This window comes from Pseudarthrobacter sp. 10T415, assembly GCF_056394175.1.
Map to the genome: position 1 here is coordinate 56,242 of NZ_JBFTHJ010000016.1, position 12,235 is coordinate 68,476.

The following is a 12,235-nucleotide window of genomic DNA, read 5'->3' on the forward strand; positions in this document are numbered from 1 at the left end:
ACTGCTGCACTAACGACGAAAAGGTCCTCCCGGCTGCTGCCGGGAGGACCTTTTCATTGCCTTAACTGCTGGACCGGGCTACTGCTCCACAACCAGGAGCAGGTCCCCGCCCTGCACCTGCTCCACCGCGGAGATGGCGAGCCTGCCCACCTTGCCGCCCACCGGCGTCGTAATGGATGCTTCCATCTTCATCGCCTCGATCGTGGCAACGGTATCGCCGGGGTTCACGGTGTCACCGGCCTTCACAGTGATCGTGACGGCGCCTGCGAACGGAGCGGCAACGTGGCCGGGCTGTGCCGGGTCCGCCTTCTCGGCGGCCTTGACGTTGCTGACCACCGAACGGTCACGCACCACCACCGGCCGGGACTGGCCGTTCAGCGTGCACATGACAGTACGCATGCCCTTTTCGTCGGGTTCCGAGACGGCTTCCAGGGAAGCGATCAGCCGGACACCGCGTTCCAGTTCGATTTCGTGCTCGGCCCCGCGCTGGAAACCGTAGAGGTAGTCGCGGGTGTCGAGGACGGAGATGTTGCCGTAGGTCTCCACGCTCTTCAGGTAGTCCTTGGTGGGACCGTCGAAGAGCAGCCGGTTCAGCGTGTGCTGGCGCGTCTTGGAATCGGACTTGAGCGCGGCGCTGTCCTCGGCGCTGAGCTCGGCGTCGCGGACCTTGATGCTGCGTCCCTGGAGTGCCTTGGTGCGGAAGGGCTCAGGCCATCCTCCGGGAGGGTCGCCGAGTTCGCCGGACAGGAACCCGATCACAGAATCGGGGATGTCGTAGTTCTGCGGGTTCTCATTGAAGTCCGCAGGATCGGCGTTGAGGCCCACCAGGTGCAGGGCGAGGTCGCCCACCACCTTGGAGGACGGGGTGACCTTGACCAGGTGGCCCAGGATCCGGTCGGCTGCCGTGTACATGTCCTCGATGGCTTCGAACCGCTCCCCCAAGCCCAGCGCAATGGCCTGCTGGCGGAGGTTGGAAAGCTGGCCACCGGGAATCTCGTGCTTGTACACCCGGCCGGTGGGGCCCGGCAGGCCCGATTCGAAGGGTGCGTACACCCGGCGGACTGCTTCCCAGTACGGTTCCAGGGAGCTGACGGCGTCCAGGCTGAGACCGGTCTCGCGGGGCGTGTGCGCCAGTGCTGCCACCAGTGCCGATGCCGATACCTGGCTGGTGGTGCCGGCCAGGGAGGCCGAAGCCACGTCCACGGCGTCCACGCCGGCATCCACGGCAGCGAGCAGGGTCGCCAGCTGGCCGCCCGCCGTGTCGTGGGTGTGCAGGTGGACGGGAAGGTCGAAGCGTTCGCGGAGCGCGGCCACCAGCTTGGCGGCCGCGGCGGGCCGCAGCAGGCCGGCCATGTCCTTGATCGCCAGGATGTGGGCGCCGGCGTCGACGATCTTCTGGGCCAGTTCGAGGTAGTAGTCCAGCGTGTACAGCTTCTCCGCCGGGTCCAGCAGGTCGCCCGTGTAGCACAGTGCCACTTCGGCGACGGCTGTTCCGGTTGCGCGGACTGCACGGATGGCGGGGGCCATCTGGTTGACATCGTTCAGGGCGTCGAAGATCCGGAAGATGTCGATGCCGGTGGCCGCTGCCTCGTTGACGAAGGCTTCGGTGACTTCCTCGGGGTACGGGGTGTAACCGACGGTGTTGCGGCCGCGGAGGAGCATCTGGATGCAGACATTCGGCAGGGCCTCGCGAAGCGCTGCGAGGCGGTCCCACGGGTCTTCGCCGAGGAAGCGGAGGGCTACGTCATAGGTTGCCCCGCCCCAGGCTTCAACGGACAGCAGTTCCGGCATCAGGGCGCTCACGGCCGGTCCGGCAGCCACGAGGTCGCGGGTGCGGACCCGGGTGGCGAGCAACGACTGGTGGGCATCGCGGAAGGTGGTGTCCGTGACGGCAACAGGGGTTTGCTCGCGCAGCGCCTTGGCGAAGCCTTCCGGCCCGAGCTCACGCAGTTTCTGGCGGGAACCCGGCGCTGCCTGCTGTCCCTTCACCGACGGCAGCTTCGTCGCGGGGTCCGAGTGGACGGTCAGTTCGCCGTTGGGCTTGTTGACCGTAACGTCGGCCAGCCACGTCAGCAGCTTGGTGCCGCGGTCAGCGGACACCCGTGCCTTGAGCAGCTCGGGGCGCTGGTCGATGAAGTTGGTGGCGACGTCGCCGGCGATGAAGTCGGGGTCGTCCAGCACAGCCTGAAGGAAGGGGATGTTGGTGGAAACGCCGCGGATGCGGAACTCGGCAAGGGACCGGCGGGCGCGGGCCACGGCGGCGGGGTAGTCCCGGCCGCGGCAGGTGAGTTTGACCAGCATGGAGTCGAAGTGCGGGCTGATCTCGGCGCCGGAGTACACGGTTCCGCCGTCGAGCCGTACGCCGGCACCGCCTGCGGAGCGGTAGCCGGTGATCTTTCCGACGTCGGGCCGGAAGCCGTTGGACGGGTCCTCGGTGGTGATGCGGCTCTGCAAGGCAGCGCCCTTGAGGTGGACGGTCTCCTGGGAGAGTCCCAGGTCGGCCAGGGTTTCGCCGGAGGCGATGCGCATCTGGGCCTGGACCAGGTCCACGTCCGTGACTTCCTCGGTGACCGTGTGCTCCACCTGGATGCGCGGGTTCATTTCAATGAAGACGTGCTGGCCGGCCCGCTCGCCTTCGGTGTCCACCAGGAACTCGACGGTGCCGGCGTTGACGTAGTTCAGCGCCTGCGCGAATTTGACGGCGTCACGGTACAGGGCCTGGCGGATGTTTTCGTCCAGGTTCGGTGCAGGGGCGATCTCGATGACCTTCTGGTGCCGCCGCTGGATGGAACAGTCGCGCTCGAAGAGGTGCATGACGTTGCCCTCAGCGTCAGCGAGAATCTGCACCTCGATGTGGCGGGGGCGCAGGACGGCCTGCTCCAGGAACATGGTGGGATCGCCGAAAGCGGCGTCCGCCTCGCGCATGGCCGATTTGAGGGCCTCGGGAAGCGCTTCACGGGTGTCCACCCGCCGCATGCCACGGCCGCCACCGCCAGCCACTGCCTTCGCAAAGATGGGGAAGCCGATCTCATCGGCGGCGGCAAGCAGTTCGTCCAGGTCTTTGGACGGCTCACTGGACTTCAGTACCGGCACGCCGGCCGCGCGGGCCGCCTTCAGTGCCGCCACCTTGTTTCCGGCAAGTTCCAGGACTTCGGCCGGCGGACCCACGAACGTGATGCCCGCTTCCTTGGCTGCGCGGGCCAGGTCCGGGTTTTCCGAGAGGAAGCCGTACCCGGGGTAGATGGCGTCAGCGCCGGACTCCTTGGCCACCCGCACCATCTCGGCGACGTCCAGGTATGCCCGGACGGGATGCCCTTCCTCGCCAATCAGGTACGCCTCGTCCGCTTTCTGCCGGTGGATCGAGTTTCGGTCCTCATGGGGAAAGACGGCAACGGTCTTGGCGCCCAGCTCGTAGCCGGCGCGGAAGGCCCTGATCGCGATTTCGCCGCGGTTGGCCACCAGAACTTTGGAAAACATACTTCTCCTGCATCATTGCGGGTGGATCGGTGAGTGGTCACAGTGTCTAGGACCCACAAGGACAAACACAAATCTTTGTGTCAGCCATCACAGATTTCCCCGTCATGTCCTGATCGGTTTGTGCCGGGCCGTCCTGATATGACCCGCCTGCACCGCCAGTGCCATGCCGGGCGCCCATAAAGCAGGATTCACCGCGGCATCCACATATGATGAGTAGGGCGGCAGGACCGTCCGGCTTCGGTTCCGCCGGAGCAAACATTACCCCCAACACGGCATCCGGCGTTAGGTTTTGGTCTCTCAAGTGCAAGTAGTCAGCATCAGCAGCCTTAAGGGTGGAGTCGGCAAGACTTCCGTCACCACAGGATTGGCGTCTGCGGCGCTGGCCGCGGGAATCAAGACCCTTGTGGTGGACCTTGATCCCCACGCGGACGCAACCACGGCCCTGGGCGTGCAGCCCGGCGAGCAGCTTGATATCGGACGGATGCTCAAGAGCCCCCGCCGTGCCAAACTCGCCGAGAACGTAGTGCGGAGCAATTGGAGCGCCCGCGCCCACTCAAACGGTTCCGGCCCCGCTGTCCTGGACGTCGCCGTCGGCTCCGCCTATACGGGGATCTACGACCGTCCGGACCTTGGCCGCCGCGACCTTCGCCGGCTCACCGCGGTCCTGGCCGGTGCAGGCAACTATCAGCTGGTGCTGATCGACTGCCCGCCGTCGCTCAACGGCCTTACCCGGATGGCGTGGTCCGCCAGCGACAAGGTGGCACTTGTGGCCGAACCCGGGCTCTTCTCGGTGGCGGGCACGGAGCGCACCATGCGCGCCATCCAGCTCTTCAAGCAGGAGTTCGCCCCCAACCTTTCACCGGCCGGCATCGTCGCCAACCGGGTGCGGAGCGGCTCCTCCGAGCACACGTACCGGCTGGCCGAGATGGAGTCGATGTTTGGTGAGCTGCTGCTGAGCCCTCGGATCCCGGAGCAGGCCAACTGGCAGCAGATCCAGGGCGCAGCGCATCCGGTGCACCACTGGCCGGGCGACTCCGCCAAATCCGCCGCCGCCCTGTTCGATGAGCTGCTGGCCAACCTGATGGCTGCGGGCAGCGGCCTCCGAAGCCGCGCGCGCTAAGGACGAACCTTAAACGAACAGGGGCCGCACTCCTCCGGGAGGAGTGCGGCCCCTGTTTGTTGGTCTGCAGGTCAGCTGATCTTGCGAGCCGCCCGCCGCTTGCTGAGCTCATCGTCAGGGAAAGTCTGCTCGGCAGCGTGCTCGCTGGGCAGTGATGCCAGGCTGCCCTCCACCTCGCGCCATACCCGGCCAACCGCGATGCCGAAGACGCCCTGGCCGCCCTGTACGAGATCAATGACCTCATCGGCGGAGGTGCATTCGTAAACGCTGGCGCCGTCACTCATCAGGGTGATCTGGGCGAGGTCTTCCACGCCGCGTTCACGCAGGTGCTCCACGGCAGTGCGGATCTGCTGGAGGGAGACCCCGGTATCAAGGAGCCGCTTGACCACCTTGAGGACCAGGATGTCGCGGAATCCGTAGAGGCGCTGCGAGCCGGACCCGGCCGCGCCGCGTACGGCGGGCTCCACCAGTCCGGTCCTGGCCCAGTAATCGAGCTGCCGGTAAGTGATCCCGGCCGCCTTGCATGCGGTGGGACCGCGGTAGCCGGCGTCCTCGTCCAGGACAGGGAGGTCTTCGGTAAAGAGGAGGCCCTGGGCACCGCTTACGGGCACGGTGGCACCGGCCGTGGGCTGCTTTAGCCCGCCTGCTTCACCTTTAGGACTCACCTGGATCCTCCTTGTCGTACGCTCCCGGGAACAACTGCAGCAGCGTGGGCATGAAGACCATGCATGTAATTCTCGCGGGGCGCACTTTCCAGTGTGACTTGCGCGGCTGCCGTAAGCAATGGGAACTTGATACTTCGACGTTAGGCCCGGAGGGTCGCAAGGTCAAAGACGTTGGCGCTTTGAGGGGGCGTGTCGAAACTTTCAGCCTCAACTTTAACCTTAACGTGACCTAGCCGTCGAAATCTTCCGGCTCCACGTCATCGAGGAATTCACGGAATCTGCGCAGCTCGCGCTCCTCGTCCACAGTGGGGTTCGGCTCCGTGTCCTCGCCTTCGTCGTGCTCGGTGATGCGGACTCCGGCCTCGTCCATCACCGAGTCTGCGCACCAGATGCGGCACTTCGCCCGCAGGGCAATAGCGAGGGCGTCAGAGGCCCGCGAACTCACAGTGGTGCCGTTCTCGAACTGCAACTGCCCGTAGAAGATGTTGTCCTCCACGGCAACAATGTTCACGCTGACCACCGAGTGGCCCAGCGATTCCACCACGTCAACCAGGAGGTCGTGTGTCATGGGCCGGGGCGGAACCACGCCCTGCTGGGCCAGGGCGATGGCGCTGGCCTCCGGCGTTCCGATCCAGATGGGGACGTGGCGCTCCCCGTGCATCTCGCGGAGCAGCACCAGTGGCTGGTTGGACGGCAGTTCGATCCGAACGCCAACAATCTCGACTTCAATCATCAGATGTCCATGCGTGAGATGTGGTCCTGCACCAAAGCACGGTGCAGGGTGAGGCAGAGGTCGCTGATTTCGCGGGCTGCCTCAGCTGCACGCGCCTGGGATGCGGAGTCCTTGCGGGACGCCAGGGGTGCCACCGCGCGTTCCACGAGGCCGAACTCCCGTTCTGCAGCCGCCTGGAAGGGACGGAGGTGGCGTGGCTCAAGTCCATGGCCCTCGAGTTGGACGCAGGCACGCGCAACCTGGAGGGCATGTTCGTCGAACCGGCCATTGGTGTGGCTGATGAGGCCGAAGTCCAGGAGGGACTTCAGGAGCGGGACGCTGGCGCCGGATTCCGTCCGCAGCTGCTCTTCGGTGAGCTTGCGGCCATGGTTCTGAAGTTCGGCAGCGAGTTCGTCGGACACGATCCGCGGTGAAACCACGACGCCGGGCGGCAGGTTTTCCGGACGCTCTCCCCTGTCAATGGCATCAAGGTAGTCCTTGATGACCTTCAGGGGGAGGTACTGGTCCCGCTGCAAGGCAAGGACGAACCGGAGGCGTTCGACGTCGCCGTCGGAGTACTGCCGGTAACCGGCCGGAGTGCGCCGGGGGTTGATGAGGCCCTTTTCCTCAAGGAACCGGATCTTCGACGCTGTCATGCCCGGGAAGTCGGCACTGAGCTGGGCGAGTACCTCGCCAATGTTCAGGACCTGGGGTCCCCGGCGTTCGGGTTGTGCCATTGCCACAGGCAGCGGTCCCCGGATCAGCCGCGGCCTGCAGCTGTGGCAGGGCTCAGGTAGAAGGTAAGGCGGAACTTGCCAATCTGGACTTCGCTGCCCGACTTGAGCTCCACTGCGTCCACGCGGTCGTGGTTGACGTACGTGCCGTTCAGGCTGTTCCGGTCCACCACTTCAAAGCTGCGTGCCGTGCGCCGGAATTCGACGTGGCGGCGGGAAACTGTGACGTCGTCGAGGAAGATGTCAGCGTCAGGGTGGCGGCCCGCCGTCGTAACGTCCGAGTCGAGCAGGAAGCGCGCTCCGGCGTTTGGTCCGCTGTGGGCTACGAGCAGCGCCGAACCCGCAGGCAGGGCCTCGACGGAGTTGCGCTCCTCGAGGGAGAGCTTGGGTGCGATGGTGGGCTCATCCCGGATGGGGGTGAGATGGATCGAGGTGGTCTCCGACGCCTTAGCCGCACCCGTGCCGTATTCCCCATCGGCAGGGTTCTGTGTGTGGCCAGCCATGGATTCCTCCTCTTCCCGCTGCCGCCCGTCAGGGCTGCAGCCAACGTTTGCCCGCCGGACCGTCCCGGCAGGTCCGGTTCCGGCTCCGCATCCGGCCGTTGACGTGCGAAGACGTTCGTGCCTGCGAGGCGGGCCGGACCGGATTTACCGGTTAGCTTTAGCCTACCTGCTGTTCGTACTCGGATGCACTGAGCAACGAGTCAACAGCGTCTGCTTCGGCGAGTTTGACCTCGATCAGCCAGCCGTCGCCGTACGGATCAGTGTTGATGAGTGCGGAATCGGAGTCCAGTGACTCGTTGCGGGCCACAATTTCGCCCGAAACCGGCGCGTAGATGTCGCTGACGCTCTTGGTGGATTCGACTTCGCCCACCACTTCGTTGGCCGTAACCTTTGTACCCACTTCGGGCATCTGCGCGTACACAACATCCCCAAGGGCGTCCTGGGCAAAGTCGGTGATGCCCACGCGGACCACGCCGTCAGCGTTGGGGGCAGTGACCCACTCGTGTTCGGCGGTGTAGGACAGGTCTTCGGGAATGTTGCTCATTGGGGGCCTTTCGTAGGGCTGGACACCAAGGTCAGGAGGCGCGGAAACGAGCCGCCGCTGAAAGTATAGGCATATCTGCCGGGGCGTTCACGGGGGTGTCTGCGAAGATGGGACGCATGAGCGCGCTTCGTTGCGCCGGACTGCGCGGAGAGGGCGGGTAACCATGCCGGAGCTTCCCGAGGTGGCCGGCCTGGCCACCTTCCTGGACGGACAGCTGCGTGGCGCCGTCCTGACCAAACTGCAGGTTGTCTCCTTCGCGGTGCTCAAGACGGCGGATCCTCCCTTCAATGCGATTGAGGGCCGCACCGTGGCCGGAGTCCGCCGCTTTGGAAAGTTCATCAGCATCGACACCGATGGCATGTCCCTGGTGTTCCACCTGGCCCGCGCCGGTTGGCTCCGCTTCACGGACTCCCCCGCGGACAGCCAGTTGAAAATGGGCAAAGGGCTGATTGCTGTCCGCTGTGCTTTCTCCGCACCGGACGGGCCGCGCGGGTTCGACCTCACGGAGGCCGGCACCAAGAAGAGCCTTGCGGTGTACGTGGTGCGGGATCCGCAGGACGTGCCCGGGATCGCCGCGCTGGGTCCGGATCCGTTCACGGAGACGTTCGACGCCGGCATGCTGGCCGAGATCCTCGGGGCCAGTTCCCAGCAGATCAAGGGCCTCCTGCGCAGCCAGAGCGTCATCGCCGGCATTGGGAACGCCTACAGCGACGAAATCCTGCATGCGGCCCGCATTTCCCCGTTTGCCACCGCCAAATCCCTGGACCGGGAAACAGTCCAGGTGCTGTACGAGGCCATCCACGGCATTCTGGGCGAAGCACTGGCCGAAGCCCAGGGCAAGCCTCCGAAGGATTTGAAGGACGTCAAGCGCAGCCATATGCGCGTCCACGCGCGCACGGGGTTGCCGTGCCCGGTCTGCGGGGACACCGTGCGGGAGGTGTCCTTCGCCGACACAGCGCTCCAGTACTGCCCCACCTGCCAGACCAAGGGCAAGATCCTTGCTGACCGGCGTACATCCAAGTTCCTGAAATAGCCGGCCCAAGAGGGAAGGAGTGACGTTCGCGGCGGCTGGGCAGCGCCCGGGGCCGCGTGCCAATTTGGGGGCTGCGGTGCCGGGCGGCGGCTTGCTACCCGCGGGTAGGCGGTCGACGGCCGCGCAGGTTCCCGGAGAGACGCTGGAAACGCCTCACTCCCCCTATGATTGCAGGGAATCGCAGGTAAGAGAAGGAAGTCCCTTCCCACGCCGGAAACACCTTAGTATCCTTGATGTCACGTCCCCCAAATGCTCATATCCTGGCGGACGGAAACTGGTTACATGAGGGTCCAGACACAGGCGCTCACTCCCCACACAAAGTGCCCCTCTGGGCCTTTTGCATGTGTTCAGTCATCACTGAAGCGCCCCTCGACCGTGAACCGGGGGAAACAGGTTCACGCGCTGGGCCGGCGCCCGCACCCTCAAGCCCAAGCTACTCACGCGGCAGGCTTGAGTGACAACCGCAGACAGGCGAGTCGACAACGACGTGGACCGTGCCCATATGACGGCCCGTGCCTGCCCATTCTGCCTGCTTGCCTGCTCCTGCGGGGTATCGATCCATTCGATCACCTGAGGTAAATGTCATGAAGAGAACAGCACGTTTTTTGAGTTCGACTGTCCTGGTGGCAGGACTCACGCTCGGCGGCTCGGCAACTGCCGCTTTCGCCAACAGCAACGACAAGGTCAGCGACCACAACTCGTCCTATTCCAGGACGTACGACAAAGACCAGCGCGACCGCAGCGACCGTGACCGCGACCACCGCGATCACCGGTACCTCTTCATCTGTTTCGACCGCCGCGGCAACCACTGGTTTGAGTGGGGCGACAGGTATGACAACAGGAGGAATTGCTACGTGATCCGCGTGCGGTACTGATCCACCGGGGCATCAAATAACGCTTGCGGGCGTTAAAGCAAAAGGGCCGCTTTCCGGAGTCATTCCGGAAAGCGGCCCTTCGTGGTCGGGCTGACAGGATTTGAACCTGCGACCCCTTGACCCCCAGTCAAGTGCGCTACCAAGCTGCGCTACAGCCCGCTGGTTCCGCCGTTCTCCGCTGCAGGTCATCCCGGATTCCTCCGAAGATTTCCATCAGCAGTCCGGCCGAACCACCTAGAAGAGCTTACACGATCGAAAGGGGTGTGGATGACACTTTCCGGGAATCGGGCCCGGACGTGTCGGAGTCAACACCCGTCCTAGCGCTTCTTGCCGCGCTTTTCGCGGACGCGCATGTTGACCTCGATGGGCGTGCCTTCGAAGCCGAAGGTTTCCCGAAGCCGGCGCGTGATGAACCGGCGGTACCCGGGATCGAGGAAGCCGGTGGTGAAGAGTACGAACTTCGGCGGCCGGCTGGAGGCCTGGGTACCAAAGAGGATGCGCGGCTGCTTGCCGCCCCTGACGGGGTGCGGGTGGGCAGCTACCAGTTCGCCGAGGAAGGCGTTCAGGCGGCCGGTGGGGATGCGCCTGTCCCAGTTCTCCAGGGCGAGGTCCAGGGCAGGGACCAAGCGGTCCTTGTGCCAGCCGGTCAGGGCCGAGATGTTCACGCGCGGCGCCCAGGCCACGTGGGCCAGGTCCTGTTCGATCTCACGTTCCAGGTAAGTGCGGCGTTCGTCGTCGAGCAGGTCCCACTTGTTGAAAGCCAGCACCAGGGCGCGGCCCGACTCGATGGCCAGCTGAAGGATACGCACGTCCTGTTCGCTGAGGACCTCGTCTACGGCGAGGAGCACGACGGCGACCTCCGCCTTCTCAAGGGCGGCCTGCGTCCGCAGCGAGGCGTAGTAGTCAGCTCCCTGCGCCATGTGCTGGCGGCGGCGGATACCTGCAGTGTCCACGAAGCGCCAGGTGCGGTCGCCAAGTTCAATGAACTCGTCCACGGGGTCCCTGGTAGTGCCGGCGGTGTTGTCCACCACCACGCGCTCGGTTCCCGCAAGCTTATTCAACAGCGAGGACTTGCCCACGTTGGGGCGGCCAATCAGCGCGATGCGGCGGGGGCCGCCTGAGCGCTCCACGCCTTCAACGGTGGAAAACTCGGGCAGGACATCCATGACGTGGTCCAGGAGGTCAGCCACGCCGCGGCCGTGCAGGGCGGAGACCGGGTACGGCTCGCCGAAGCCAAGGCCCCACAATGCGGCGCTGTCGGCTTCCTGGGCGAAGTCGTCCACCTTGTTGGCCACCATGATGACCGGCTTCTTGCTGCGGCGGAGCATCTTCATGACGCCTTCATCCGTGGCGGTGGCGCCGACGGCGGAGTCGACCACGAAGAGGACGGCGTCGGCGAGTTCCACGGCCATCTCGGCCTGCTCGGCAACCCGGGCGTGGATGCCACGGGCGTCGTGTTCCCACCCGCCCGTGTCCACCAGGGTGAAGTTGCGGCCGTTCCAGCTTGCCGAGTACATGACGCGGTCGCGGGTGACACCGGGGGTATCCTCCACCACTGCTTCGCGGCGGCCGAGGATGCGGTTCACCAGCGTGGACTTGCCCACATTGGGCCGGCCGATGATGGCCAGGACAGGATCCAGCTTGACGGGACCGTCCAGGTCATCGTCGCCGTATTCGCCGCTTAGGAGGGCGGCATCTTCCTCGTCCAGCTCGTAATCCTCCAGGCCTGCCCGGAGGGAGGCAGCACGGAGTTCGGCTTCGTCGTCGCCGATCGCCGCAAGCCGCTCGGCCACCTGGTCTGCGCCGGAAGGCGTGTACTCGTACTCGGCGGAGCCGGAATGCCCGGATGTCTGCGTGGTGTCGCTCATTGCACTGTCCTTAGTGGTCATCTGCCGGCGTCCCGGCTACTGCTGTTAAGTCTTGGGGAGCATCAGCGAACGGCAACGGCTGCCCACTGAGCTGAATGGCGTCGCGGACGTGCCCGGCCAGCGCTGCGCGGATTTCCTGCGCCGCCCTGTCCATTGAAGCACGGCCTGTTTCCCCTGCCCTGCGGGTCAGGGTCAGGGCGGGGCCGAAGGCCACATGGAACCGGCGGCCCGGCCGGGGCACGGAGTCGAGGTGTTCCCCGCCAACACGCGTGCCCAGGATGGCCACCGGCACCACGGGTGCGCCGGAATTGAGGGCAAGCCAGGCAACGCCGCCGCTGATCCCCGCGGCGTCCCCGCTCCCCCGTGTACCTTCGGGCAGGATCCCGACGCAACGCCCGGCGTCGAGCACGTCCTTGCACCGTTGCAGCGCGGCACGGTCGCCGCGCCGGTCCACCGGCAATTGCCCGGAGGCGTTGAGGACCCGGCCAAGGAATCCCTTGAACATCTCCTGCTTGACCAGGATGTGCATGGGCCGCGGCGCGGCCCCGAACATGACCGGTCCGTCCAGGTAGCTGATGTGGTTGCCGGCAAAGATTACCGGGCCGCCGGTGGGGACGTTGTCCCGGCCGGTGACGGTGGTGCGGTAGACGAGATGGTCAAGGATCCAGCCGACAGGCCTGCTCCATGCCATGGTCCAGCCCGCG

11 protein-coding genes and 1 tRNA gene are annotated in these 12,235 nt (G+C 65.5%); 3 read left to right on the forward strand and 9 right to left on the reverse strand.

Going from position 1 to position 12,235, the window contains the following annotated elements:
- Window positions 1-78 precede the first annotated feature (78 nt).
- Window positions 79-3,477 carry a pyruvate carboxylase gene (locus AC1DBN_RS17375; RefSeq protein ID WP_477723774.1) on the reverse strand — a complete coding sequence of 1,133 codons (3,399 nt, stop codon included), beginning with the start codon at window positions 3,475-3,477 and terminating at the stop codon, window positions 79-81.
- 301 nt (window positions 3,478-3,778) lie between these two features.
- On the opposite strand from AC1DBN_RS17375, the gene AC1DBN_RS17380 reads away from it, so the two are divergent.
- A complete protein-coding gene (locus AC1DBN_RS17380) occupies window positions 3,779-4,597 on the forward strand; it encodes a ParA family protein (RefSeq protein WP_091719447.1) in 819 nt (272 codons plus the stop codon).
- Between the two features lie 71 nt (window positions 4,598-4,668).
- On the opposite strand, the gene AC1DBN_RS17385 is transcribed toward AC1DBN_RS17380, so the two are convergent.
- From AC1DBN_RS17385 to gcvH, 5 genes are all read right to left on the reverse strand, one after another.
- Window positions 4,669-5,262, reverse strand: coding sequence for a MerR family transcriptional regulator (locus AC1DBN_RS17385; protein ID WP_091719445.1), 594 nt, complete (start codon window positions 5,260-5,262; stop codon window positions 4,669-4,671).
- Window positions 5,263-5,491: 229 nt separating this feature from the next.
- Complete coding sequence (locus tag AC1DBN_RS17390; RefSeq protein WP_015936753.1) at window positions 5,492-5,995, reverse strand: bifunctional nuclease family protein; 504 nt, start codon at window positions 5,993-5,995, stop codon at window positions 5,492-5,494.
- A complete protein-coding gene (gene ftsR, locus AC1DBN_RS17395; protein ID WP_015936752.1) occupies window positions 5,995-6,711 on the reverse strand; it encodes a transcriptional regulator FtsR in 717 nt (238 codons plus the stop codon). Before ftsR ends, AC1DBN_RS17390 begins: the two co-directional genes overlap by 1 nt.
- Before the next feature lie 23 nt (window positions 6,712-6,734).
- Complete coding sequence (locus tag AC1DBN_RS17400) at window positions 6,735-7,211, reverse strand: FHA domain-containing protein (protein WP_015936751.1); 477 nt, start codon at window positions 7,209-7,211, stop codon at window positions 6,735-6,737.
- Window positions 7,212-7,368: 157 nt separating this feature from the next.
- Window positions 7,369-7,755, reverse strand: a complete 387-nt coding sequence (gene gcvH, locus AC1DBN_RS17405) for a glycine cleavage system protein GcvH (RefSeq protein ID WP_015936750.1) — start codon at window positions 7,753-7,755, stop codon at window positions 7,369-7,371.
- Between the two features lie 163 nt (window positions 7,756-7,918).
- On the opposite strand from gcvH, the gene AC1DBN_RS17410 reads away from it, so the two are divergent.
- Together AC1DBN_RS17410 and AC1DBN_RS17415 are read left to right on the forward strand one after the other, a co-directional pair.
- The gene (locus tag AC1DBN_RS17410; RefSeq protein WP_477723775.1) at window positions 7,919-8,788 is read left to right on the forward strand and encodes an Fpg/Nei family DNA glycosylase; all 870 of its coding nucleotides are present in this window, start codon (window positions 7,919-7,921) and stop codon (window positions 8,786-8,788) included.
- Between the two features lie 584 nt (window positions 8,789-9,372).
- Entirely contained in the window at window positions 9,373-9,663 is a 291-nt protein-coding gene (locus AC1DBN_RS17415; RefSeq protein ID WP_157693444.1) for a hypothetical protein, read from the forward strand.
- 82 nt (window positions 9,664-9,745) lie between these two features.
- On the opposite strand, the gene AC1DBN_RS17420 is transcribed toward AC1DBN_RS17415, so the two are convergent.
- The 3 genes from AC1DBN_RS17420 to AC1DBN_RS17430 all read right to left on the reverse strand — a co-directional run bounded on the left by AC1DBN_RS17420 (window position 9,746) and on the right by AC1DBN_RS17430 (window position 12,222).
- A tRNA-Pro gene (locus AC1DBN_RS17420) sits at window positions 9,746-9,822 on the reverse strand.
- A gap of 158 nt (window positions 9,823-9,980) precedes the next feature.
- On the reverse strand, window positions 9,981-11,531 hold the full coding sequence (gene der, locus AC1DBN_RS17425; RefSeq protein ID WP_091719440.1) for a ribosome biogenesis GTPase Der: 1,551 nt from the start codon (window positions 11,529-11,531) through the stop codon (window positions 9,981-9,983).
- A 10-nt stretch (window positions 11,532-11,541) separates the two neighbouring features.
- Window positions 11,542-12,222 (reverse strand): lysophospholipid acyltransferase family protein, encoded by a 681-nt coding sequence (locus AC1DBN_RS17430; RefSeq protein WP_091723935.1) that lies wholly within the window; start codon window positions 12,220-12,222, stop codon window positions 11,542-11,544.
- Window positions 12,223-12,235: the final 13 nt, after the last annotated feature.

Excerpts from the sequence above, each read along its gene's own strand:
- der (WP_091719440.1), bottom strand. The coding sequence starts at position 11,531 with ATGAGCGACACCACGCAGACATCCGGGCATTCCGGCTCCGCCGAGTAC.
- AC1DBN_RS17415 (WP_157693444.1), top strand. The coding sequence starts at position 9,373 with ATGAAGAGAACAGCACGTTTTTTGAGTTCGACTGTCCTGGTGGCAGGA.
- AC1DBN_RS17375 (WP_477723774.1), bottom strand. The coding sequence starts at position 3,477 with ATGTTTTCCAAAGTTCTGGTGGCCAACCGCGGCGAAATCGCGATCAGG.
- AC1DBN_RS17400 (WP_015936751.1), bottom strand. The coding sequence starts at position 7,211 with ATGGCTGGCCACACACAGAACCCTGCCGATGGGGAATACGGCACGGGT.
- AC1DBN_RS17390 (WP_015936753.1), bottom strand. The coding sequence starts at position 5,995 with ATGATTGAAGTCGAGATTGTTGGCGTTCGGATCGAACTGCCGTCCAAC.
- AC1DBN_RS17410 (WP_477723775.1), top strand. The coding sequence starts at position 7,919 with ATGCCGGAGCTTCCCGAGGTGGCCGGCCTGGCCACCTTCCTGGACGGA.
- ftsR (WP_015936752.1), bottom strand. The coding sequence starts at position 6,711 with ATGGCACAACCCGAACGCCGGGGACCCCAGGTCCTGAACATTGGCGAG.
- AC1DBN_RS17430 (WP_091723935.1), bottom strand. The coding sequence starts at position 12,222 with ATGGCATGGAGCAGGCCTGTCGGCTGGATCCTTGACCATCTCGTCTAC.
- gcvH (WP_015936750.1), bottom strand. The coding sequence starts at position 7,755 with ATGAGCAACATTCCCGAAGACCTGTCCTACACCGCCGAACACGAGTGG.